Origin of the sequence: Streptomyces sp. NPDC005803, from assembly GCF_040630435.1 — a bacterium.
GTDB lineage: Bacteria > Actinomycetota > Actinomycetes > Streptomycetales > Streptomycetaceae > Streptomyces.
Genome location: NZ_JBEXXO010000023.1, coordinates 93,285 through 116,861 on the forward strand (window position 1 = coordinate 93,285; position 23,577 = coordinate 116,861).

General features: G+C 72.4%; 20 protein-coding genes and 1 pseudogene. 15 read left to right on the forward strand and 6 right to left on the reverse strand.

Features of this window, described 5'->3' with window-relative positions; all coding sequences use genetic code 11:
- The first annotated feature begins 105 nt into the window (after window positions 1-105).
- From ABZ454_RS28775 to ABZ454_RS28800, 6 genes are all read left to right on the forward strand, one after another.
- Window positions 106-2,358: a molybdopterin oxidoreductase family protein gene (locus ABZ454_RS28775; RefSeq protein WP_359542213.1), complete on the forward strand. Its 2,253-nt coding sequence runs from the start codon at window positions 106-108 to the stop codon at window positions 2,356-2,358.
- Between the two features lie 120 nt (window positions 2,359-2,478).
- Window positions 2,479-3,885, forward strand: a complete 1,407-nt coding sequence (locus ABZ454_RS28780; RefSeq protein ID WP_356320934.1) for a citrate:proton symporter — start codon at window positions 2,479-2,481, stop codon at window positions 3,883-3,885.
- Window positions 3,886-3,888: 3 nt separating this feature from the next.
- A complete protein-coding gene (locus ABZ454_RS28785) occupies window positions 3,889-5,148 on the forward strand; it encodes an MFS transporter (protein ID WP_356320932.1) in 1,260 nt (419 codons plus the stop codon).
- 133 nt (window positions 5,149-5,281) lie between these two features.
- Window positions 5,282-6,643, forward strand: a complete 1,362-nt coding sequence (locus ABZ454_RS28790; RefSeq protein WP_356320930.1) for an ABC transporter ATP-binding protein — start codon at window positions 5,282-5,284, stop codon at window positions 6,641-6,643.
- Window positions 6,644-6,812: 169 nt separating this feature from the next.
- Complete coding sequence (locus tag ABZ454_RS28795) at window positions 6,813-8,207, forward strand: aldehyde dehydrogenase family protein (RefSeq protein WP_359542217.1); 1,395 nt, start codon at window positions 6,813-6,815, stop codon at window positions 8,205-8,207.
- Between the two features lie 57 nt (window positions 8,208-8,264).
- Complete coding sequence (locus tag ABZ454_RS28800; protein ID WP_356320926.1) at window positions 8,265-9,344, forward strand: Zn-dependent alcohol dehydrogenase; 1,080 nt, start codon at window positions 8,265-8,267, stop codon at window positions 9,342-9,344.
- Between the two features lie 115 nt (window positions 9,345-9,459).
- On the opposite strand, the pseudogene ABZ454_RS28805 reads toward ABZ454_RS28800, so the two are convergent.
- From ABZ454_RS28805 to ABZ454_RS28815, 3 genes and pseudogenes are all read right to left on the reverse strand, one after another.
- Window positions 9,460-9,637: pseudogene (locus tag ABZ454_RS28805) on the reverse strand (polyphosphate kinase 2); the annotation flags it as partial.
- 37 nt (window positions 9,638-9,674) lie between these two features.
- Window positions 9,675-10,658: a DMT family transporter gene (locus ABZ454_RS28810; RefSeq protein ID WP_359542221.1), complete on the reverse strand. Its 984-nt coding sequence runs from the start codon at window positions 10,656-10,658 to the stop codon at window positions 9,675-9,677.
- A 44-nt stretch (window positions 10,659-10,702) separates the two neighbouring features.
- Window positions 10,703-11,353, reverse strand: a complete 651-nt coding sequence (locus ABZ454_RS28815) for a TetR/AcrR family transcriptional regulator C-terminal domain-containing protein (protein ID WP_356320921.1) — start codon at window positions 11,351-11,353, stop codon at window positions 10,703-10,705.
- A gap of 63 nt (window positions 11,354-11,416) precedes the next feature.
- Here ABZ454_RS28815 and ABZ454_RS28820 point away from each other — a divergent pair, with 63 nt between their 5' ends.
- From ABZ454_RS28820 to ABZ454_RS28830, 3 genes are all read left to right on the forward strand, one after another.
- Window positions 11,417-12,568, forward strand: coding sequence for an acyl-CoA dehydrogenase family protein (locus ABZ454_RS28820; RefSeq protein ID WP_359542224.1), 1,152 nt, complete (start codon window positions 11,417-11,419; stop codon window positions 12,566-12,568).
- Between the two features lie 87 nt (window positions 12,569-12,655).
- Complete coding sequence (locus ABZ454_RS28825; protein WP_356320917.1) at window positions 12,656-12,946, forward strand: YiaA/YiaB family inner membrane protein; 291 nt, start codon at window positions 12,656-12,658, stop codon at window positions 12,944-12,946.
- A gap of 84 nt (window positions 12,947-13,030) precedes the next feature.
- Window positions 13,031-13,654, forward strand: coding sequence for a TetR/AcrR family transcriptional regulator (locus tag ABZ454_RS28830; protein WP_356320915.1), 624 nt, complete (start codon window positions 13,031-13,033; stop codon window positions 13,652-13,654).
- A 60-nt stretch (window positions 13,655-13,714) separates the two neighbouring features.
- Here ABZ454_RS28830 and ABZ454_RS28835 read toward each other — a convergent pair whose 3' ends face one another.
- A complete protein-coding gene (locus ABZ454_RS28835) occupies window positions 13,715-14,176 on the reverse strand; it encodes a MaoC family dehydratase (RefSeq protein ID WP_359542227.1) in 462 nt (153 codons plus the stop codon).
- Window positions 14,177-14,332: 156 nt separating this feature from the next.
- On the opposite strand from ABZ454_RS28835, the gene soxR reads away from it, so the two are divergent.
- Window positions 14,333-14,818 (forward strand): redox-sensitive transcriptional activator SoxR, encoded by a 486-nt coding sequence (gene soxR / locus ABZ454_RS28840; RefSeq protein WP_356320910.1) that lies wholly within the window; start codon window positions 14,333-14,335, stop codon window positions 14,816-14,818.
- 167 nt (window positions 14,819-14,985) lie between these two features.
- Here soxR and ABZ454_RS28845 read toward each other — a convergent pair whose 3' ends face one another.
- Complete coding sequence (locus tag ABZ454_RS28845; RefSeq protein ID WP_356320908.1) at window positions 14,986-15,597, reverse strand: hypothetical protein; 612 nt, start codon at window positions 15,595-15,597, stop codon at window positions 14,986-14,988.
- Window positions 15,598-15,826: 229 nt separating this feature from the next.
- Between ABZ454_RS28845 and ABZ454_RS28850 the strand changes: the two genes are divergently transcribed.
- Entirely contained in the window at window positions 15,827-18,673 is a 2,847-nt protein-coding gene (locus ABZ454_RS28850; protein WP_359542228.1) for a penicillin acylase family protein, read from the forward strand.
- Window positions 18,674-18,722: 49 nt separating this feature from the next.
- On the opposite strand, the gene ABZ454_RS28855 is transcribed toward ABZ454_RS28850, so the two are convergent.
- A complete protein-coding gene (locus ABZ454_RS28855; RefSeq protein ID WP_359542229.1) occupies window positions 18,723-20,000 on the reverse strand; it encodes a DUF1343 domain-containing protein in 1,278 nt (425 codons plus the stop codon).
- A gap of 184 nt (window positions 20,001-20,184) precedes the next feature.
- Between ABZ454_RS28855 and ABZ454_RS28860 the strand changes: the two genes are divergently transcribed.
- The 4 genes from ABZ454_RS28860 (at window position 20,185) to ABZ454_RS28875 (ending at window position 23,542) form a co-directional block, all read left to right on the forward strand.
- Complete coding sequence (locus ABZ454_RS28860; protein WP_356320902.1) at window positions 20,185-20,949, forward strand: SDR family oxidoreductase; 765 nt, start codon at window positions 20,185-20,187, stop codon at window positions 20,947-20,949.
- A complete protein-coding gene (locus ABZ454_RS28865) occupies window positions 20,946-22,613 on the forward strand; it encodes an AMP-binding protein (protein ID WP_356320900.1) in 1,668 nt (555 codons plus the stop codon). Before ABZ454_RS28860 ends, ABZ454_RS28865 begins: the two co-directional genes overlap by 4 nt.
- 28 nt (window positions 22,614-22,641) lie before the next feature.
- Entirely contained in the window at window positions 22,642-23,235 is a 594-nt protein-coding gene (locus ABZ454_RS28870; RefSeq protein WP_356320898.1) for a TetR/AcrR family transcriptional regulator, read from the forward strand.
- Between the two features lie 142 nt (window positions 23,236-23,377).
- Window positions 23,378-23,542 (forward strand): hypothetical protein, encoded by a 165-nt coding sequence (locus ABZ454_RS28875; protein ID WP_356320897.1) that lies wholly within the window; start codon window positions 23,378-23,380, stop codon window positions 23,540-23,542.
- Window positions 23,543-23,577: the final 35 nt, after the last annotated feature.

Genomic DNA, 23,577 nt, shown 5'->3' on the forward strand with positions numbered 1-23,577 from the left:
GCGGACCCGGCAAACCTCCTCGTTCCCGCACCTCCCCACCATGCGTACCGGTCGGTATGCTCGGCCGTGCTCGCGCCGCCTGCTGCCGCCGCCCCGGGAGGGCCCATGTCGCACGACCCCAGCAGCTCCCGCACCGCCCTGCGCATCTGCCCCCTCTGCGAAGCCACCTGCGGGCTCACCCTCACCATCGAGGGGACCAGGGTCACCGGCGCCCGCGGCGACCGGGAGGACGTGTTCAGCAAGGGGTTCATCTGCCCCAAGGGCGCGTCGATCGGCGGGCTCGACGCGGACCCCGACCGGCTGCGCACCCCCCTCGTCCGCAAGAACGGCGTGCTGGCCGAAGCGAGTTGGAGCGAGGCGTTCGACGTGATCGCCCACGCCCTGCCGGCCCTCGTGCGGGACCACGGACCGCAGGCCGTCGGCGTCGTCCTCGGCAACCCCAACGTGCACACCGTGGCCGGCGCGCTCTACCCGCCCGCCCTGCTCGCCGCCCTGCGCACCCGGGCCCTGTTCACCGCCAGCACCCTGGACCAGATGCCCAAACACGTCTCCAGCGGCCTGCTCTTCGGCGACCCGAACGCCATCCCGGTGCCCGACCTCGACCGCACCGACCACCTGCTGATGCTGGGCGCCAACCCTCTCGAGTCCAACGGCAGCCTGTGCACCGCCCCCGACTTCCCCGGCAAGCTCAAGGCCCTGCGCCGCCGCGGCGGCAGCCTCACCGTCATCGACCCGCGCCGCACCCGCACCGCACGCCTCGCCGACCGGCACGTCGCCATCCGCCCCGGCACCGACGCCCTCCTGCTCGCCGCGATGGCGCACGTCCTCTTCGCGGAGAAGCTCACCGACCCCGGGGCGCTCGCCGACCACGTCGAAGGGATGGAGGAAGTCGCCGAGGCCGTACGCGACTTCACGCCGGAGGCGGTGGCCGCGGCCTGCGACGTGGACGCCGGGACCATCCGGACCCTCGCCCGGGAACTCGCGGCCGCCCCCACCGCCGCCGTGTACGGCCGCATCGGCAGCTGCACCGTGGAACACGGCACCCTCGCCAGCTGGCTCGTCGACGTCCTCAACGTCCTCACCGGCAACCTCGACCGCCCGGGTGGCGCCCTGTTCCCGCTCTCCGCGACCGCCCGCGCCCCACGCCCGGCCGCCCCCGGCAAGGGGTTCGCCCTCGGCCGCTGGACGAGCCGGGTCTCCGGCCACCCCGAGGCCAAGGGTGAACTGCCCCTCTCCGCCCTGGCCGAGGAGATCACGGCACCGGGCGCGGGGCGGATCCGCGCGCTGATCGTCCTGGCCGCCAACCCCGTGCTCTCCGCGCCCGACGGCGACCGGCTCGACCGCGCGCTGGCCGACGGGCTCGACTTCATGGTGAGCGTCGACCCCTACCTCAACGAGACCTCCCGCCACGCGGACGTGGTGCTGCCCCCACCGCCGCCCTCGCAGAGCGCCCACTTCGACTTCGCGTTCAACACCCTCGCCGTGCGCAACCAGGTCCGTTACACCCGCCCCGCCGTGCCGCTGGACGACGACCGGATGGACGAGGGCGAGATCCTCGCCCGGCTCGTCCTCGTCGTCTCCGGGACGCACGGCGCGGAGCCCGGCACCGTGGACGCCATGATCATCGACCGGGCCCTCGGCAAGGCGGTCGCCGACCCGCGTTCGCCCGTGCACGGCCGGGACCCGGCCGGCCTCGCCGCCGCGCTCACCGGCCGCACCGGGGCGGAACGACGCCTCGACCTGATGCTCCGACTCGGTCCCTACGGCGAGGGCTTCGGCGCCGACCCGGACGGCCTGAGCCTGGAGCGGCTGATCGCCCATCCGCACGGCATCGACCTCGGCCCCCTCGCTTCCCGCGTCCCGGAGGTCCTCACCACCCGCAGCGGGCGCGTCGAGCTGTTCCCCGCCCCGATCGCCGCCGATCTGCCGAGGCTGCGCCGCGCCCTCGACGGGCGCACCGGCCCCGAAGCGCTCGTCCTCGTCGGCCGCCGCCACCTGCGGTCCAACAACAGCTGGCTGCACAACGTCGCCGCGCTCCGCGGCGGGTCGAACGTCTGCACCCTCCAGATGCACCCCGAGGACGCGGCACGCCTCGGACTGACCGACGGCGACCCCGCCACCGTCACCGCGGACGGCGGCGAGCTCACCGTCCCGGTCGAGGTCACCGACAGCGTACGGACGGGCGTGGTGAGCCTCCCGCACGGTTGGGGGCACCACCGCCCCGGCACCAGGATGTCCGTCGCCGCCGAGCAGCCCGGCGTCAACGTCAACCAGCTCCTCGACGGCAGCCGCCTCGACCCGCTCTCCGGCACCGCCGTGCTCAACGGATTTCCCGTCACCGTGAAGCCCCTGCGTTGACCTGGGGTTTTGCTCGTATTGCTCGCATGTCAACGTCTTGTTAACGCCGTAGGGCGCGTCCTAACGTCATCCGAACCGCCGACTCCGGTGGGAGTTCAAAGGTGAACGTTAGGTATCCCTATGCTGACCATCCTCGGCTTTGCCATGATCGCGACCTTCCTGGTCCTGATCATGATGAAGAAGATGTCGCCGATCGCGGCGCTCGTCCTGATCCCCGCCCTCTTCTGCGTAGCCGTGGGCAAGGGCGCCAAACTCGGCGACTACGTCATCGAAGGCGTCGGCAACCTGGCGCCGACCGCCGCCATGCTGATGTTCGCGATCGTCTACTTCGGCGTGATGATCGACGTTGGGCTCTTCGATCCGATCGTCCGGGGCATCCTGCGCTTCTGCAAGGCCGACCCGATGCGGATCGTCGTGGGTACGGCGGTGCTGGCCGCGATCGTCTCGCTGGACGGTGACGGCTCCACCACCTTCATGATCACCGTCTCGGCGATGTATCCCCTCTACAAGCGCCTGAAGATGAGCCTGGTCGTGATGACCGGCGTCGCGGCCACGGCCAACGGTGTCATGAACACCCTGCCCTGGGGCGGCCCCACGGCCCGTGCCGCCACCGCCCTGAAGCTGGACGCGGGCGACATCTTCGTCCCCATGATCCCGGCGCTCGGCGTCGGCCTGCTCGCGGTGATCCTGCTGGCCGTGGTCCTCGGCCGGCGGGAGCGCAAGCGGCTGGGCACCCTGACCCTCGACGACGCGCTGACGGCCCCCGTCGTCACGGAGACCGAGACGGTCCTCGTCGCCGCGGGCGGCGGAGGCGACCGGCTGCGCAAGAGCACCGGCGGGTCCGGCACGGACTCCGCGGCCAGCGGAGACGGGGCCGACGAGGGCTTCAAGGGCCTCGACCCCCACCGCGCCACCCTGCGGCCGAAGCTCTACTGGTTCAACGCGGCGCTCACCGTCGGCCTGCTCACCGCGATGATCATGGAACTGATGCCGATCCCGGTCCTCTTCCTCCTCGGCGCGGCCCTCGCCCTCACGGTCAACTTCCCCCACATGCCCGACCAGCGGGCCCGGATCGCCGCTCACGCCGACAACGTCCTCAACGTCTCCGGCATGGTCTTCGCCGCCGCCGTCTTCACCGGCGTGCTCACCGGCACCGGCATGGTCGACCACATGGCCGACTGGCTGGTCGGCGCGATCCCGGAGGGGATGGGGCCGCACATGGCCCTCGTCACCGGCGTGCTGAGCATCCCGCTCACCTACTTCATGTCCAACGACGGCTTCTACTTCGGCGTCGTGCCCGTGCTCGCCGAGGCCGGCGCCGCGCACGGCGTCTCCCCGCTGGAGATCGCCCGCGCCTCCCTGGTCGGCCAGCCCCTGCACATGTCGTCCCCGCTGGTGCCCGCCGTCTACGTCCTCGTCGGCATGGCAAAGGTCGAGTTCGGCGACCACACCCGCTTCACCGTCAAGTGGGCCGCGCTCACCTCACTGGTGGTGCTCGGCGCCGGACTCCTGTTCGGGATCATCTGATCCATGACGAGGACCACCGGGCCCGGCCGGAGCTGGCTGCTGCGCCTCGTCATCGCCTTCGCCTTCGCGCAGGGGGCCGTGTCGATGGCGCGGCCCGCCGTCTCCTACCGGGCCCTGGCGCTCGGCGCGGACGAGCGGGCGATCGGCGTCATCACCGGGGTGTACGCGCTCCTGCCGCTCTTCGCCGCCGTACCGCTGGGACGCCGGACGGACCAGGGCAGGTGCGCGCCCCTGCTGCCGGCCGGCGTCGTCCTGATCGCCGGCGGCTGCGCCCTCAGCGGCCGGGCCGACTCGCTGACCGCGATGGCGGCCTGGAGCGGGGTCATGGGGCTCGGTCACCTCTGCTTCGTGATCGGCGCCCAGTCGATCGTCGCCCGCCAGTCCGGACGGGCCGAACAGGACCGCAACTTCGGCCACTTCACCATCGGCGCCTCCCTCGGCCAGCTCGTCGGGCCGATCGCCGCCGGCTACCTGATCTCCGAGCGCGACGGCGCCCTCGGCCGTACCAGCGCCCTCGCCCTGACCGTCTCGGCGGCGGTCGCCGCCGTCTCCCTCGGCTCCCTGTGGCGCATCGAGCACCGGAGCGCCGCCGCACACCGAGGCAAGGAGCCGTCGGCCAAGGTGCCCGTGGGCAGCATCCTGCGGGCCCGCGGCGTGCCCGCGGGCATCTTCATCAGCCTCGCCGTCCTCTCCGCGACCGACATCCTCACCGCGTACCTGCCGGTCGTCGGGGAACACCGCGGCATCGCCCCCGCCACGGTCGGGCTGCTGCTGAGCCTGCGCGCCGCCGCCACCATCGCCTGCCGGCTGGTGATGACCCCGCTGCTGCGGGTGCTGGGACGGGCGGCCCTGCTCGCCTCCACCTGTCTGCTGGCCGGAGTGCTTTGCGCCGGCCTCGCCCTCCCCGTCCCCGTCCCGGCGCTGGCCGTGATGCTGGCCGCCCTGGGCTTCTGCCTCGGGGCCGGCCAGCCCCTGTCGATGACCACGGTGGTCCAGGCCGCCCCGGCGGCAGCGCGCTCCACCGCGCTCGCGCTGCGGCTGACCGGCAACCGGCTCGGCCAGGTGGCGGCCCCGGCGGGCGCCGGACTCGTCGCCGGAGTGGCGGGCGCCGCCGCGCCGTTCGTGATGCTCGGCGCCCTGCTGGTCGCGGCGGCCGGGCTGGGCGCGCGCGGCACGGGCGGACCCGGCCCGGACCGGCTAGCGGAACCGGTCGCGCCCGAAAAAAGGCCCACGCGCGCCGGCCGCAACCGGAACCCCGCCTGACACTTACGCCCCGGCACTATCAGTACGGCGCAACATTTGCGCGAGTCATTCCCTCACCCTCCGCAGTGGGCTAATTTCAGGCCACTGCTGCCGCTCCCCACCGCACCACTTTCATCCTCCCGGGCGGAACCACATGACTCGCGCCATCACTCTGAACAATGTCAGCAAGGCCTACGGACGCTCCGCGCGTGCCGTCGACCGCCTCTCGCTCTCCATCGACCCGGGCGAGTTCCTCGTCCTGCTGGGCCCCTCGGGGTGCGGCAAGTCGACCGTGCTCCGCATGATCGCCGGCCTGGAGGACATCACCGAGGGCGAGATCCTGCTCGACGGTGAACAGGCCAACCACCTGACACCCCGCGAACGCGGGATGTCCATGGTCTTCCAGAACTTCGCGCTCTACCCGACCATGACCAACCGGGCGAACATCGGCTTCCCGCTGAAGCTGGAGAACCCCCGCCAGGACCACAACGAGCGCATCGAGAACACGGCCAGGATGCTCGGCATCGAGAGCGTGCTCGACCGTTTCCCCGGCCAGCTCTCCGGCGGCGAGCGCCAGCGGGTCGCGATGGGCCGGGCGATCTCGCGCCGGCCCTCGGCCTTCCTGATGGACGAGCCGCTCTCCAACCTCGACGCCAAGCTCCGCAACCACCTGCGGGCCGAGATATCCCAGCTCACCAGGGAACTCGGCGTCACCACGGTCTACGTGACCCACGACCAGGCCGAGGCCATGTCGCTGGGCCACCGGGTCGCCGTGATGCGCGGGGGAGTGCTCCAGCAGGTCAGTCCGCCGCGTGAGGTGTACGCCCTCCCGGAGAACGTGTTCGTCGCCGCCTTCATCGGGACCCCGAGGATCAACCTGCTGCAGGCCGTCGTGCACGCGCCCCTGGAGGGCCGGATGTCGATCGACCTCGGCCGCCAGCGCCTCCCGCTGTCCGAACCGCTGAGCCCGGACCACCAGTTGCTGCGCATCCAGCAGGGCCGCCGGATCATCGTGGGGCTGCGCTCCGAAGCGGTCCGGATCGCCCCGCCCAGCCAGGCCCGCCCCGGCGAGGTGGCCCTCAGCGGCATCGTCGAGCACGTCGAGTACCAGGGCCACGAGGCGCTGGTCCACCTCAACACCGGCTCCCGGCCCGCCGTGGTGCCGGACCTGGAATCGGCCCGCACGGACCGTGGCACCGTGCGCAGGCGCCGCGGCGCGCAGGGCGGGACCGGTGTCCTGGAGCGGATCAGGGAACGCGCCACCGGCCACGTCGGCGGTTCCGTCGCCGTCCTGGACGAACCGGCCACCGACGACGGGCTCCCGCCGGGCGTGCACAGCCCGGACCGCCCCGCCGTCACGGCCAGCGACCTCGTCGTCCGTACCGGCCCCGACATGATGCTGCGCACCGGGGGCCAGGTCCCCCTCCTGGTCGACCTGGCGCACCTGTACGTCTTCGACCACCAAGGCCGCCGGATCTGCCCGCTGCCGAAGGACGTCCCGGGGCTGGAGGTGTAGGACGGCGGCCCGGGGCCCGCCCGCCGGCCGCCTCCTCCCGCGACCCGACCCGGTCGCCGGCGGCGGGCGGGCCCCCGCACGTGACCGACGTCTCTGGCGCCAGAAAACTAACAGCGCTAGTTTGGGGCGCGGACGACCTCGTCCGCCACCGCGTCCGGGAGGAACAGCCATGAAGGCCCATGACGGTATGTACATCGGCGGCGCATGGCGGTCCGCCGCCGGAACGGACACCCTCGCGGTGGTGAACCCGGCGGACGAGCAGGTCATCGCCCACGTCCCCGCCGGTACGGCCGAGGACGTCGACGCCGCGGTACGCGCCGCGCGCGCCGCCTTCCCCGGCTGGGCCGCGACCCCGCCCGCCGAGCGGGCGGCCCGGATCGGCGCGCTGCGCGATGTGCTGGCCGCCCGCAAGGACGAGATCGCCGCGACGGTCACCGCCGAGCTGGGCTCACCGCTGCCGCTGTCGCAGGCGGTGCACGCGGGCGTGCCGGTGCTGGTCGCCGGTTCGTACGCCGAACTTGCCGCGACGTACGCCTTCGAGGAGCGGCACGGCAACTCCACCGTGTTCCTCGAGCCCGTCGGCGTGGTCGGGGCCATCACCCCGTGGAACTATCCGCTGCACCAGATCGTCGCCAAGGTGGCCCCGGCGCTCGCCGCCGGCTGCACGGTCGTCCTCAAGCCCGCCGAGGACACCCCGCTCACCGCCCAGCTCTTCGCCGAGGCCACCGAGGAGGCCGGGCTGCCCGCCGGCGTCTTCAACCTGGTCACCGGCCTGGGCCCGGTCGCCGGGCAGGCGCTCGCCGAGCACGAGGACGTGGACCTGGTCTCCTTCACCGGCTCCACCGCGGTCGGCCGGCGGATCGGCGCCACGGCGGGCGGCGCCGTGAAGCGCGTCGCGCTGGAACTCGGCGGCAAGTCCGCCAACGTCATCCTGCCGTCCGCCGATCTGGCCAAGGCGGTCAACGTCGGCATCGCCAACGTGATGTCCAACTCCGGCCAGACCTGCAGCGCGTGGACCCGGATGCTCGTCGACGCGGAACGGTACGAGGAGGCCGTGGCCCTCGCGGCCAAGGCCGTCGCCAAGTACGTACCCGGCGAACGGGTCGGCCCGCTCGTCAACGCCAAGCAGCAGGCGCGGGTGCGCGGTTACATCGAGAAGGGCATCGAGGAGGGGGCCCGCGTCGTGGCCGGCGGCCCCGAGGCGCCGCTCGCCACGGGCTACTACGTCAGCCCCACCGTGTTCGCCGACGTGACGCCGGAGATGACCATCGCCCAGGAGGAGATCTTCGGCCCGGTCGTCTCGATCCTGAAGTACGAGGACGAGGCGGACGCGCTGCGCATCGCCAACGGCACCGTGTACGGGCTCGCGGGCGCCGTCTGGGCCGCCGACGACGCCGAGGCCGTCGCCTTCGCCCGCCGCATGGAGACCGGCCAGGTCGACATCAACGGCGGCCGCTTCAACCCGCTCGCCCCCTTCGGCGGCTACAAGCGGTCCGGCGTCGGCCGCGAACTGGGCGAGCACGGCCTCGCCGAGTACCTCCAGACCAAGTCCCTCCAGTTCTGAGCCCTCCTCCCGTTCCGAACCCCGAGTCCGCGCCCCCGATCAGCAAGGAGCCAGTCCGTGGTCCGCGCCGCCGTACTGTCCGCCGTCGGAGCTCCGCTGGAGATCACCGACATCACCCTGCCCGAGCCCGGCCCCGGCCAGGTGCGCGTCCGTCTCGCCGCCGCCGGCGTCTGCCACTCCGACCTCTCCCTGTCCGACGGCACCATGCGGCTGCCCGTCCCCGCGGTCCTCGGGCACGAGGGCGCGGGCACCGTCGTCTCGGTGGGCGAGGGCGTCACCCACCTCGCCCCGGGCGACGGAGTCGTCCTCAACTGGGCGCCCTCCTGCGGCAGCTGCCACCACTGCTCCATCGGTGAGGTCTGGCTCTGCGCCGACGCCCTGGCCGGGGCGGCGAACATCCACGCCCGAACCGCGGACGGCACCGAACTGCACCCCGGGCTGAACGTCGCCGCCTTCGCGCAGGAGACCGTGGTCGCCGCGAACTGCGTCCTGCCCGCCCCCGACGGCATCCCGCTCACCGACGCGGCCCTGCTCGGCTGCGCGGTGCTGACCGGGTACGGCGCGGTCCACCACAGCGCCCAGGTCCGTCAGGGCGAGACCGTCGTCGTGTTCGGTATCGGCGGGGTCGGCCTCGCCGTCCTCCAGGCCGCCCGGATCGCCGGGGCCTCGAAGATCATCGCGGTGGACGTCTCGCCGGAGAAGGAGGAGCTGGCGCGCCGGGCGGGCGCCACCGACTACGTGATCGCCTCCGCCACCACACCCCGGGAGATCCGGAAGCTCACCGGCGGCCAGGGCGCGGACGTGGCCGTCGAGTGCGTCGGCCGGGCGGCCACCATCCGGGCCGCCTGGGAGTCCACCCGCCGCGGCGGCCGCACCACGGTCGTCGGCATCGGGGGCAAGGACCAGCAGGTGACCTTCAACGCCCTGGAGATCTTCCACTGGGGCAGGTCCCTGACCGGCTGTGTGTACGGCAACAGCGACCCCGCCCGTGATCTGCCGGTGCTCGCCGACCACATCCGGGCGGGCCGCTTCGACCTCTCGATGATGGTCACCGAACGGATCGCGCTGGACGGCATTCCGGCGGCCTTCGACCACATGATCGCCGGCAAGGGCGGCCGGGCCCTGGTGGTCTTCTGACCCCGCCGGCCCGGCCCGTGCCCGGCCGGTGGTGAGCATCCGGGCCTCGGCCTCGCCCTGCTCGAAGAGCCGGGAGGCCGGGCCCACGATCAGCGGGTCCGGCTCCCCGGCCACCGTCGCGTCCTTGTCCGGGTAGTCGAAGCCGTTCGTCGTGCTCCTTGATCCAGTGCTGGAGTTTGAGCAGCTCGGTCCGGAGGGCCCGCTTGGACGTGTCGTCCGCCTTGCGGCCGAGCTCGGCGGGGGTACGGATAGTCCTCCCGCCAGGCGTCGCGCGCCCGGCCCTGGGGCGTCACCGCCGCCCGCTCGCCGCTCCCCGCCCGCCCGGCCCTCTTACGGCCGGTCCGCTGCTTCGCGTTCGGCGTCATGACGGGGTGCTTCCACCGGCTCGACCGGATTCCTCCGCGTCGAACCAGGGCGCGGACGCTTCCGGGAGACCGCCACCCCGGCCAGGCAGAGCAGTCCGCCGCCGACGGTGAGCAGGGCCGGCACCTCGTCCAGCAGCAGCCAGGACATCAGCACCACCAGCGCGGGCACCGCGTAGGTGGTGGCGCCCATCCGCCCCGCCGTGGTGCGGGCGAGCGCGTAGGCCCAGGTGGTGAACGCGAGCGCGGTCGGGAAGATCCCCAGATAGACCATGTTCAGGGTGGCCGACAGCGGGGCGTCGGCCGCGTCGGAGATCAGCGCACCGGCGAACGGCAGACACGCCACGGTGCCGACCAGGCAGCCGAACGTGGTGATCTGGAGCGCCGAGCCGTGCCGCAGCGCCGGCTTCTGGCCGACGACTCCGCCCGCGTACGCCACCGCGGCCAGCAGGCAGAGCAGCACACCCAGCACGGAGGAACCCCCGTGGCCGGACATGGAGAGCCCCACCACCGCGGCGCCCGCGAAGGACACGGCCATGCCCAGCAGCAGCCGGCGTGGCAGCCCCTCACCGAGCAGCCGCGCGCCGAGCAGGGCGATCAGCAGGGGGCCGATGTTCACCACCATCGCCGCGGTGCCCGCGTCCACCTGCTGCTCACCCCAGTTGAGCACCACCATGTAGAGGCCGAACCACAGCAGCCCGGACCAGAGGATCCCCGGCCAGGCGGCCCGTGACGGCAGCCCCTCCCGTCGTACGAGCAGGAGGGTGCCGAGCGCCAGGGAGCCGGCCAGCAGCCTCCCGAGGGCCAGTGCGCCGGGGGAGTAGGCCTCGCCCGCGCTGCGGATGGAGACGAAGGCGGAGGCCCACAGCACCACGGTGGTGCACGCTGCGGCCGTGGCCCGCCCGTCGCGGGGTTCCGGGTGTGCGGTGGCGGGGGAGGAGGGCGTCGTCATGGACCTGACGGTAAGGCCAAGACGGTTCGACGCCCACCGAATAGTCAGCGCACTCCCCGCGCCGGGGGCGCGTACTGCAGGGCGAGCCCGTCGATCAGGGCCCGCAGCCCCGTCTCGAAGGCTCCCTCGTCGACCTTCTGGCGGCGTTCCGCGAGCAGGTGCGCCTGGCCCAGGTGCGGGTAGTCGGCCGGGTCGTACGCCGTCTCGTCGTCCACGAAGCCCCGGGCGAACGACCCGAGCGCCGAGCCGGTGACGAAGTAGCGCATCAGGGCGCCGATGTAGGTGGCCTGGGCGGGCGGCCAGCCCGCGCGGACCATGGCGCCGAACACCGCGTCGGCCACCCGCAGGCCGGCCGGGCGGCGGCCGGGGCCCTGGGCCAGCACCGGGACGATGTGCGGGTGGGCGGCGAGCGCCGCACGGTAGGAGACGGCCCAGTCGTGCAGGGCGGCCCGCCAGTCACGGATGTCGGACTCGTCGAACATCGACAGATCGACCTGCGCGGAGACGGAGTCGGCGACCGCGTCCAGGATCTCGTCCTTGTTGCGGAAGTGGTTGTAGAGCGAGGGCCCGCTGACCCCGAGCTCGGCCGCGAGGCGGCGGGTCGAGACGGCGTCGAGCCCTTCGGCGTCCACGAGGGCGCTCGCCGTCTCGACGATGCGGTCTCTGCTGAGGAGGGGCTTGCGCGGGCGGGCCATGCGGCACATAGTAGGCCCTGCGCCCCTAAAACTAGCAGTGCTAATTAAATGGAGAGTCGAAGGATGAACCTGGAGCTCAGCGAGGAGCAGGAAGCCGTCCGGCAGCTCGCCAAGGACTTCGTGGAACGTGACATCGCCCCGCACGTCATCGCGTGGGACCGGGCCGAGAACGTCGACAAGTCGATCGTGAAGAAGCTGGGCTCCCTCGGCTTCCTCGGCCTGACGATCCCCGAGGAGTACGGCGGCTCGGGCGGCGACCACCTCGCGTACTGCCTGGTCACCGAGGAGCTGGGCCGCGGTGACTCCTCGGTCCGCGGCATCGTCTCGGTCTCGCTGGGCCTGGTCGCCAAGACCATCGCCGCGTGGGGCGACGAGGACCAGAAGCGGCAGTGGCTGCCGCGGCTGACGTCCGGCGACGCGGTCGGCTGCTTCGGCCTCACCGAGCCGGGCACCGGATCGGACGCCGGGAACCTGGCGACCCGGGCCGTGCGGGACGGCGGGGACTACGTCATCAACGGCAGCAAGATGTTCATCACCAACGGCACCTGGGCCGATGTGGTGCTGCTCTTCGCCCGCACCGACGACACCCCCGGCCACAAGGGCGTATCCGCCTTCCTGGTGCCCGCCGACACCCCCGGACTGACCCGGCGCACCATCCACGGCAAGCTCGGACTGCGCGGCCAGGCGACCGCCGAACTGGTCCTGCAGGACGTCCGGGTCCCCGCCGGAGCCCTCATGGGCCCCGAGGGCAAGGGCTTCTCCGTCGCCATGTCCGCGCTGGCCAAGGGCCGGATGTCGGTCGCCGCCGGCTGCGTCGGCATCGCGCAGGCGGCCCTGGACGCGGCCGTGGGGTACGCGGGTGAGCGCGAGCAGTTCGGCAGGTCCATCGCGAGTTACCAGTTGGTCCAGGAACTCATCAGCGACATCTCCGTGGACGTCGACGCCGCCCGTCTGCTGACCTGGCGGGTGGCCGACCTGATCGACCGAGGCGAGCCCTTCGCCACCGCTGCCTCCCAGGCGAAGCTGTTCGCCTCCGAGGCCGCCGTCCGCGCCGCGAACAACGCCGTCCAGGTCTTCGGCGGCTACGGCTACATCGACGAGTACCCGGTCGGCAAACTGCTGCGCGACGCCCGGGTGATGACGCTTTACGAGGGCACCAGCCAGATCCAGAAGCTGATCATCGGCCGCGCCCTCACGGGCGTCTCCGCCTTCTGAGGCCGCGCGGCCCGAACGGGCGTCTGGGTACCTGACTGAGTACCCGGACGGATGTGGTGTGCGCCACCTCGCCCGATGCTGAGCGGCATGAGTGAGACGACATCGGTCAAGCAGCAGAACACCGCCGCCTTCTACGGCCAGGCCGTCGCGTCCTTCGGGATCGCGATGGGGGCGGTCGCCCTCGGGATCTACTTCCTCGACGCCGACGCCTGGGTGCGCGGCTTCCTCGCCATCGGCGTCCTCTACCTCGTCACCTCCGCCTTCACGCTGGCCAAGGTGATCAGGGACCGGCAGGAGGCCGGCCAGATCGTCAGCCGGGTCGACCAGGCCCGGCTGGAGAAGATCCTCGCCGGACACGACCCCTTCCAGAAGCTCTGACGATCTCACCCGCCGGACCCCCTAAGCGCTTGCTCAGGATCGGGGTATGGTGTTCGTCCTGCGGACTGAGAGGGGCGATGGGCGATGAGCACGGCGGAGGAGACCGACGGCGAGAACACGCCGTGGGCCGAAGTGACGCCCGAGGCCGCCCGGCGGCTGCTCGTCGCGGCCGTCGACGCCTTCGCCGAGCGCGGGTACCACGCGACCACCACCCGGGACATCGCCGGCCGGGCGGGGATGAGCCCTGCCGCGCTCTACATCCACTACAAGACGAAGGAAGAGCTGCTCCACCGGATCAGCAGGATCGGCCACGACCGCGCCCTGACCCTGCTGGAGTCGGCGGCCGGGAGCGAGGGCACGGCCACCGAGCGGCTCGCCGGCGCCGTGCGGTCCTTCGTCCGCTGGCACGCCGAGCGGCACACCACCGCCCGCGTGGTCCAGTACGAGCTCGACGCGCTCGGTGAGGAGCACCGCACCGAGATCGTCGAGCTGCGCCGCCGGAGCGACGCGGCGGTGCGCCGGATCATCGGCGAGGGCGTGGCGGCGGGGGAGTTCGACGTCCCCGACGTGCCGGGCACCGCGCTCGCCGTGCTCTCGCTCTGCATCGACGTGGCGCGCTGGTTCAACGCGCAGGGCAGCCGCACACCGGACGAGGTCGGCGAACTGTACGCCGGGCTCGTGCTGCGGATGGTCGCGGCCCAGCGCTGACGCCCCGCGCGCCGGACCGCCGGAAGGCCCCGGCCCCGCGGGGCCGGGGCCTCGTGCGGCTCAGAAGTAGTACCGCGACACCGACTCGGCGACGCACGCCGGCTTCTCGGCGCCCTCGCGCTCGACCGTGACGACCGCGGTGACCTGCACGCCGCCGCCCGCCTCCTCGACGCTCTTCAGGACGGCCGTCGCCCGCAGCCGGGAGCCCACGGGCACGGTCGAGGGGAAGCGGACCTTGTTCGTCCCGTAGTTGATGCCCATCTTCAGGTTCTCGACCCGCATGATCTGCGGTACGAGCGCCGGCAGCAGCGAGAGCGTGAGGTAGCCGTGCGCGATCGTGGTGCCGAACGGTCCGGCCGCGGCGCGCTCCGGGTCCACGTGGATCCACTGGTGGTCGCCGGTGGCCTCGGCGAACAGGTCGATCCTCTTCTGGTCGACCTCCAGCCAGTCACTGTGTCCCAGCTGCTCGCCCACGCCGTCACGCAGCTCCTGCGCGGACGTGAAGATCCTCGGCTCTGCCATGTCCCTGGTCCCTGCCTTCCCGCTCTCGACCATCCGTCATCGCCTGTCTAAGCGCTTGCTCAGCATGGTTGGCGGGTGCGTTCCTGTCAACGACGGACCGGGCGCGTTCCTGTCAACGGCGGACCGGGCGGGAAGGGGCCACGTAGGGTTCGATGAGTGCCCCAGATCCCACAGACACTCCATGAACTCACGGTCGGCCAGCTCTCCGCGCGCAGTGGCGCCGCGGTTTCCGCCCTGCACTTCTACGAGGCCAAGGGCCTGATCAGCAGCCGCCGCACCAGCGGCAACCAGCGCCGCTACACCAGGGACGCGCTGCGCCGGGTCGCCTTCGTCCGGGCGGCGCAGCGGGTCGGCATCCCGCTCGCCACCATCCGCGACGCCCTGGCCGAACTCCCGGAGGAGCGCACCCCGAACCGGGACGACTGGGCCCGCCTCTCCGCGGCCTGGCGGACCGAGCTGGACGAGCGGATCCGGCAGCTGGCCCGGCTGCGCGACCACCTCACGGACTGCATCGGCTGCGGCTGCCTGTCGCTGGACACCTGTGTGCTCTCCAATCCGGACGACGTCTCGGGCGAGCGGATCAGCGGTTCGCGCCTGATGCCGGAGCGCAGGGCCGCGGACCGGTCGGCCGGAGGGTGCTGAGAGACCGGCGGAAGGATGCTCGGCGCTCGGGGCCGGCGCTCTCCGCGCGAGGGCGCTGACCCGGCGGGCGCCGGTGTGCGTGCGGGCGGCCGGAGCGCGGCCGGGTGCGCACGCGGGTGTGGGTGCCCGTCCGGCGGTCCTGGCCGCCGGGCGGGCCGCTCTGTTCCTCAGGCGATCGTCGCCAGGTCGCCGAGCCGGGTGCGCCGGGCCTTCGCCAGTGCGTCCGGGGTGAGTACGGGTTGCGGGACCACGATCCCGCACCCGGTGCAGACCGGGCCGGACCCCGGTTCGCTGTGCAGGTCCTGCCGCCAGACGATACGGGCCTGGGCGCACACCGGGCAGCCGGTGCCAGGCTCCGACTCCAGGGCCGTGATCAGCCGGCTCAGCACGTCCGCGAGCGGAGCCGCCGGGTGGACCGCCGGGTCCTCGCACCGCGCGACCCCGTTCCCGCCCCAGGTGCACCGGTGCCAGTCGTCGAACGCGGCCGGCCGGCGCAGGCCCTCGTGCTTCTCCCGTCTGCGGCGCTCGGCGAACCCCGCCTCGTAACCGAGCCAGACCGCGCGGGCCCTCTCCAGTTCCTCCAGCGCGCGCATCAGCCGCGCCGGATCGGGTGCCCGGTCCTCGGGGCCCATCCCGTGCCGGGCGCACAGATGGGCCCAGGTCGCCCGGTGACCGTACGGTGCGAAGCGTTCCAGGCATTTGCGCAGCGAGTACCGCCGCAGTGCCAGATCGCTCCGCGGATCGCGGACCTGTCTCGCAAGACTCCGGAAACCGGCCATGGCGCCGCCACCTCCGTCGCTCGTACTCCGTCGCCCGTACTTCGGCGTCAGTGAGTGGACGTACGCCTGCCCGGATCGGCTCCATCCAAAGGCCGGTCCGTCCACTTCGTGAGATGACGGCTCGTCAGGCGGTGGATGTGGCGATTCGGAAAAGGTGACCGATGTTCACCTTACCCGCGGGTCATACCGTCGGTAACCTCCGGCGCACCGGCCTCTCGGAGGAGCACGCATGCCCCCACGTACCCGCATGTCCGTCCGCACCGCCACGATCAGAGCCGCGTCCGTCGCGGCCGTCCTCGCACTCGGCACGTCCCTGCTGGCCTCGGCGCCCCGGGCGGGCGCCGCCGAAGCCGACCCCGTCCCCGTCGTCGACCATTGCCAGGGTCAGTGCGCCGACATCCTGCCGCCCGGCGAGAACGGCAACGCCACCCTCGTCGACATCCTCGGCAACAAGGCGTTCGGCACCCACCCCGCGCACAGCGACGACCAACTCGACCGCTACGACGGCCTGGTGGCCGGGCACACCGGCCTCACCGACCAGAAGCTGAACGACTTCTTCAACGACGCCTCCTTCGGCGTCGCGCAGGACCAGGTCGAATCCGTCACCTCGCCCCGCGACGACGTCACCATCACCCGCGACGAGGTGTCGGGCGTCCCGCACATCAAGGGAACCACCCGTTACGGAACCGAGTTCGGCGCCGGCTTCGCCGCCGGCCAGGACCGGCTCTGGCTCATGGACCTCTTCCGCCACATCGGACGCGGGGAGCTGACCTCGTTCGCCGGCGGCGCGCTGGCCAACCAGGGCCTGGAGCAGCAGTTCTGGCCGCAGGCCCCGTACACCGAGGCCGATCTGGAGGCCCAGGTCGAGTACATCAGGACCCACGAGGGAACCCGCGGCGAACAGGCCATGGCAGACGCCCAGGCCTATGTGGACGGCATCAACTCCTACCGCGAGAAGTCGAAGAAGGGCCGTTACTTCCCCGGCGAGTACGTCCTCACCGGCAAGATCGACGCCCTCACCAACATAGGCGAGATCCAGCCGTTCAAGCTGACCGACCTGATCTCGATCGCCTCGGTCGTCGGCGGCCAGTTCGGTGGCGGTGGCGGCGGCGAGGTGCAGGCGGCGCTGTCCCTCCTGGCCGCCCAGCAGAAGTACGGAGTGGCCGAAGGGACCGAGGTCTGGGAGTCGTTCCGCCAGCGCAACGACCCCGAGGCCGTCCTGACCGTGCACGACGGCACCGCGTTCCCGTACGCCGGCAAGCCCGGCAAGGCCGTCGGGACGGCTCTCCCGGACCCGGGCTCCGTCACCGCCGAGCCGCTGATCCACGACCGCACCGGCTCCGCGGGCACCGGTGCCAAGGCGCCCGTCAAGGCCCCGGCCACGCTCGAGAAGGCCCAGGGCATCTTCGACGACGGGGTCATACCCGAGGGCTCGCTCCCCGGCTCCGGCCCGGGCGCCCAGAAGCGGGGCATGTCCAACGCCCTGCTGGTCTCCGGCGAGCACACGGCGAGCGGTAACCCGGTCGCCGTGTTCGGTCCGCAGACCGGCTACTTCGCCCCGCAGCTGATGATGCTCCAGGAGATCCAGGGCCCCGGCATCAGCGCCCGCGGCGTCTCCTTCGCCGGCGTCGGCATGTACATCCAGATGGGGCGCGGCCAGGACTACGCCTGGAGCGCCACCTCGGCGGGCCAGGACATCACCGACACGTACGCCGTCGAGCTGTGCGAACCCGACGGCTCCACGCCCACCAAGGCCTCCACGCACTACCTCTACCGCGGCGCCTGCACCGCCATGGAGAAGATGGAGCGCACCAACTCCTGGAAGCCGACCGTCGCCGACTCCACGGCGAAGGGCTCCTACCGGATGCAGGTGTGGCGCACCGGCTACGGCGTCGTCACCCACCGCGCCACGGTGGGCGGCAAGCCCGTCGCGTACACGTCGCTGCGCACCACCTACCGGCACGAGGCCGACTCCATCATCGGCTTCCAGATGCTCAACGACCCGTCCTACGTCACCGACGCCGCCTCCTTCCAGCGGGCGGCGAGCAACATCGACTACGCGTTCAACTGGTTCTACGCCGACTCCCGCACCGCCGCCTACTACAACAGCGGCATGAACCCGGTGCGCGCCGCGGGCGTCGACCCGGCGCTGCCCGTCAGGGCGGAGAAGGCGTACGAGTGGCAGGGCTACGACCCGGCCGCCAACACCGCCGCCTACACGCCCTTCGCCGAGCACCCGCACTCCAGCGGCCAGGACTACTACGTCTCCTGGAACAACAAGCAGGCCGAGGGGTACGCCTCCGCGGGGTTCGGCCTCAGCGCGGTGCACCGGGCCGATCTGCTCGACGAGCGGGTGTCGGAGCTGGTGGAGGAGGGCGGCGTCACCCGCGCCTCCCTCACCCGGGCGATGGCGGACGCCGCGCTCACCGACCTGCGCGGGGAGCAGCTGCTCCCCGAACTGCTCAAGGTGATCCGCTCCCAGCCGGTCACCGACCCGGCGCTGAACACGGTGGTCCAGCAGCTGGACTCCTGGCGGGCGTCGGGCGCGCAGCGCAAGGAGAGCAGCCCGGGCTCGCACGCGTACACGCACGCCGACGCCGTGCGGATCATGGACGCGTGGTGGCCGAGGCTGATCCAGGCGGAGTTCGAACCAGGGCTCGGCGAGGGCCTGTTCGGGGCCCTGACCGCGAACCTCGCCACCGACGAGTCCCCGGCGGCCAGCCACGGGCCGAGCGGCGCGCACAGCGGTTCGGCGTTCCAGTACGGCTGGTGGGGCTTCGCCGACAAGGACCTGCGCCAGGTCCTGGGGCAGCCGGTCAAGGGTCCGCTGGCCAAGTCGTACTGCGGCAACGGCGATCTGAGCAGCTGCCGCACGGCGCTGCTGTCCTCGCTGAAGCAGGCGGCGGCGGTGCCGGCGGCCGAGGTGTACCCGGCCGACGACACCTGCGGGGCCGGTGATCAGTGGTGCACCGACTCGATCATCCACCGGGCCCTGGGCGGGATCTCGCAGAAGGCGATCCACTGGCAGAACCGCCCGACGTACCAGCAGGTGGTGGAGTTCCCGGCGCACCGCTAGGGCAGGTCCACCGGGGCGGGTCCCCTGCCGGGGGACCCGCCCCTTCACGTCACCGGTACTGGAGGTAGCGCTTCCGCACAGCCCGGAACGCCGCCAGGTCCTGCGCCCACGCCCCCACGACCTCATCCGTGTCCGCACCCGCGTCGATCATCGTGCGGACCCGGGTGTTGCCGGTGAGCTTGTCGATCCAGTTGTCCGGCCGCCAGGCGAACCCGCTCCAGGTGCGCTTCGCCGTGACGAGCAGCGCGATGCCCGTGCGCACCGGGTCGAAGACCTCGCGGTCCTGCACGTGCAGCTGGACGCCGCCCACCGTCCTGCCCTGGAACTTGGAGAACGTCGGCGCGAAGTACGCCTCGCGGAAGGCCACTCCGGGCAGGCCCAGCGCGTTGGCCGCGGCGGCCCAGGTGTGGTCGATCCCCTCTGCGCCGAGCAGTTCGAAGGGACGTGTCGTGCCGCGCCCCTCCGACAGGTTCGTGCCCTCGAAGAGGCAGGTGCCCGGGTAGACGAGCGCGGTGTCCGGCGTCGGCATGTTGGGGCTCGGCGGCACCCACGGGAGCCCGGTCTCGTCGAAGAAGTCCGAGCGCGACCACCCCGACATCTTCACAATGTCCAGCTCCACCGGACGGTCCGCCAGGAACTCCCCGTTGAACAGCAGCGCCAGCTCGGTGACCGTCATCCCGTGCGCCTGCGCGATCTCCCGGCGGCCGACGAAGGTGCCGAACGCGGGGTCGAGCACCGGCCCGAGTGCCGCCCGCCCCGTCATCGGGTTCGGCCGGTCCAGCACGACGAAGCGCTTGCCCGCGAGGGCCGCCGCCTCCATGCAGTCGTACAGCGTCCAGATGTACGTGTAGAAGCGGGCGCCCGCGTCCTGGATGTCGAAGACGATCGTGTCCACGCCGGACGCGGTGAAGACGTCGGCGAGCGCCTGCCCGCTCTTCAGGTACGTGTCGTAGACCGGCAGCCCGGTCGCCGGGTCGTCGTACCGGCCCTCCGAGCCGCCCGCCTGCGCCGTGCCGCGGAAGCCGTGCTCCGGGCCGAAGACGGCGGTCAGGTCCACCCGGTCGTCCGGGTGCATCACGTCGACGATGTGGCGGACGTCGGACGTGATCCCGGTGGGGTTCGTGACGACGCCCACCCGCTGCCCGTTCAGCAGCGCGTAGCCGTCCGCCGCGAGCCGGTCGAAGCCGGTGCGGACCGGGCCGCGTCCGCCACCGTGTCCCTTGCCGGGCGCGGGGCGGGCGGCCGCGGGTCCGGCCGACGAGGCGGTCGCCGCGAGAGCTCCCACCGCGCCGCCGGCGGCCAGCAGTCCACGTCTCGTCAGGCTCATCCGGCTACCTCCATGATCGCGAAATCTGTCATGGTCACGCACGCTAGCGCGCGGGAGGGCCACAGGGAACGAGCCGGACGGGGCTGCTGCGCGCACAGTGGCGGATGACTCGTCCCCAGCCCTTCCCTCACGACATACCGACTGGTTAGTCTGCCGGTGCAGTCGGCTGAGAGAGGCGGGACCGATGAGTACGGTGCAGGGCGCGGGCGTAGTGGTCACGGGAGCCGGAGGCGGCATCGGAGCCGCGCTGGCCCGCAGATTCGCCGCCGAGGGCGCACGGGTCGTGGTCAACGACCTCGACGGGGCCCGGATCAAGGCGCTCGCCGAGGAGATCGGCGCCGTGGCGGTCGCCGGGGACGCCTCACGGATCGTCGACGCCGCCCGGGACGCGCTGGACGGCACCGTGGACGTCTACTGCGCCAACGCCGGCCTCGCCTCGCCCGGCGACGTCTTCGCCGACGAGGACGTCTGGGCCGCCGCCTGGGACGTGAACGTGATGGCCCACGTCCGCGCGGCCAGGGCGCTGCTCCCGGACTGGCTGGAGCGGGGCAGCGGCAGGTTCGTCTCCACGGCGTCCGCCGCCGGGCTGCTGACGATGATCGGCGCGGCGCCGTACAGCGTCACCAAGCACGGCGCGGTCGCCTTCGCCGAATGGCTCTCCCTCACCTACCGCCACCGCGGCGTCAAGGTCCACGCGATCTGCCCGCAGGGCGTACGCACGGACATGCTCACCGCCGCCGGGTCGGCCGGGAAGCTCGTCCTCGCCCCCAGCGCCATCGAGCCCGAGGACGTCGCCGAGGCCCTGTTCGACGCCATGGCCGCCGACCGCTTCCTCGTCCTGCCGCACCCCGAGGTCGCCGGCTACTACGGCGCCCGCGCCCAGGACACCGACCACTGGCTCGGCAGCATGAACCGTCTCCAGCGCACATGGGAAGAGGCCGGCGCATGAGCGAGTCGATCTACGCGGCCAAGCCCTGGCTCCCGCTGCTCAGCGAGGCCCAGCGCGCCCCCGTCAGCCCCGCCGAGACCCTGGTGCACGCCTTCCGCGACTCCGTCGCCCGGGCCCCCGGACATCCCGCGCTCGCCTACTTCGACGGCCGCCTCACCTACCGCGAGACCGACGAGCTCTCCGACTCCGTGGCCGGGCATCTCGCCGCCCGCGGCCTGGAGCGCGGCGAGCGGGTCGCGATCATGCTGCAGAACTCCCCGCAGTTCGTGCTCGCCCTGCTCGGCGCCTGGAAGGCGGGGGCGACGGTCGTCCCGCTCAACCCGATGTACAAGTCGGCGGAGGTCGGCCACGTACTGAAGGACGCCGACGTCACGGCCCTGATCTGCTCCGACCGGGCCTGGGAGGCGTATCTGCGGGACACCGCGGCCGCCGCCCCGTCCGTCCGGATCGCCGTCACCGCCTGCGAGCTAGACCTCCAGACGAAGAACGACGAGCGGGTCCTGGCCTTCGACCGGCTGCCGGCCGCCGGTGACGCCGACGATCTGGTGGCCGTCGCCCGGCAGGGTCTCCCGGCCCCCGCCGGCCGGGAGCTCACGGCCGCGGACGTGGCGCTGATCAGCTACACCTCCGGGACCAGCGGCACCCCCAAGGGCGCCATGAACTCCCACGGCAACATCATGATCAACGCCGAACGCCAGCGCACCGGCCACCCCATCGCCGAGGGCTCCGTCTACTTCGCCCTCGCCCCGCTCTTCCACATCACCGGCATGGTCTGCCAGCTGGCCGCCTGCCTCACCAACGCCGGCACCCTCGTCCTGGCCTACCGCTTCCACCCGGGCGTCGTGCTCGACGCCTTCGCCGAGCACCGCCCCGCGTACACGGTCGGCCCGTCGACCGCCTTCATGGCGCTCGCCGCGACCCCCGGGGTCACGCCCGAGCACTTCGCCTCCTTCCAGGTCATCTCCTCCGGCGGCGCACCGCTGCCGCCCGCCCTCGTCGAGAAGTTCCGGTCGGGCTTCGGCCCGTACATCCGCAACGGGTACGGCCTCACCGAGTGCACCGCACCCTGCGCCGCCGTGCCGCCCGAGCGCGAGGCGCCCGTCGACCCGGTCTCCGGCACCCTCTCGGTCGGCGTGCCCGGGCCGGACACGGTCGTGCGGATCATCGACGAGAACGGGGCGGACGTGCCCTTCGGCGAGCAGGGCGAGATCGCGGTGCGCGGCCCGCAGGTCGTCTCCGGCTACTGGCGGCTGCCCGAGGCCACCGCCGCCGCGTTCCCGGACGGTGAGCTGCGCACCGGCGACATCGGGTTCATGGACCGCGAGGGCTGGCTCTACGTCGTCGACCGCAAGAAGGACATGATCAACGCGTCCGGCTTCAAGGTCTGGCCGCGCGAGGTGGAGGACGTCCTGTACACCCACCCCGCCGTGCGCGAGGCCGCCGTCGTCGGCGTGCCCGACCCCTACCGGGGCGAGACGGTCCGCGCCTACGTGAGCCTGCGGCCCGGCGCCTCGGTCGAACCGGACGAATTGGGTGCGTACTGCAAGGAACGGCTTGCCGCGTACAAGTATCCGCGCGAAGTCGAGATCCTGACGGAACTTCCCAAGACCGCAAGTGGGAAGATCCTCAGGCGGGAACTGCGTTCACCCCGTGAGAAGAGCTGACCCACAGCACGGAAGGAAGGTGGCGGCTATGGCCAAGGCGACGGACGGGAGCGGTACCCCCGTCCCCCAGCGGCTGCTGGCCGCCGCCACCCGGCTCTTCGCCGAGCAGGGGTACGACCGCACCTCGGTCCAGGAGATCGTCGAGGCGGCCGGCGTCACCAAGGGTGCGCTCTACCACTACTTCGGCTCCAAGGAGGACCTCCTCCAGGAGGTCTACGCCCGGGTGCTGCGGCTCCAGCAGGAGCGGCTCGACGCCTTCGCCGGCGCCGACGCCCCCGTCGAACAGCGGCTGCGCGACGCCGCTGCCGACGTGGTCGTCACCACCATCGAGAACCTGGACGACGCCTCGATCTTCTTCCGCTCCATGCACCATCTGAGCCCGGAGAAGAACAAGCAGGTGCGGGTGGAGCGGCGCCGCTACCACGAGCGCTTCCGCGCGCTCGTGGAGGAGGGGCAGCGCACCGGGGTGTTCTCCACGGCCACCCCGGCGGACCTGATCGTCGACTACCACTTCGGCTCGGTCCACCACCTGTCGACCTGGTACCGGCCGGACGGCCCGCTGACCCAGCAGGAGGTCGCCGACCACCTCGCCGACCTGCTGCTGCGCGCCCTGCGCCCGTAGGGCGAGCGCGCGATCAGGTCCGGCACGGGCGGCGGCGGAGCCGCCGTGGGCGCTCACCGCCCACCGTTGGCGCCGCCCGCCGTGCACGCGGCCCGCGCGCCCGCTGTTGGTCCGGACCCCGTGACGGCGTGAAGCTGGATACATGGCGCACATCCAGATGCCGACGCGAGTCCCCGCCCTGTGGAAGGTGGCCTACGGTCCCCACCGCCCGAGGGCCGTCCGAACGGTCGCGAGGTACCTGCTGCGGGTACGGGCCTTCGCCCGCGACCTGGCCCTCGCCGACCACGTGCCGTACGGCGGCTACTGAGGCCGCTGCCGGAGGGCGCGGAGGCCCGAAACGCG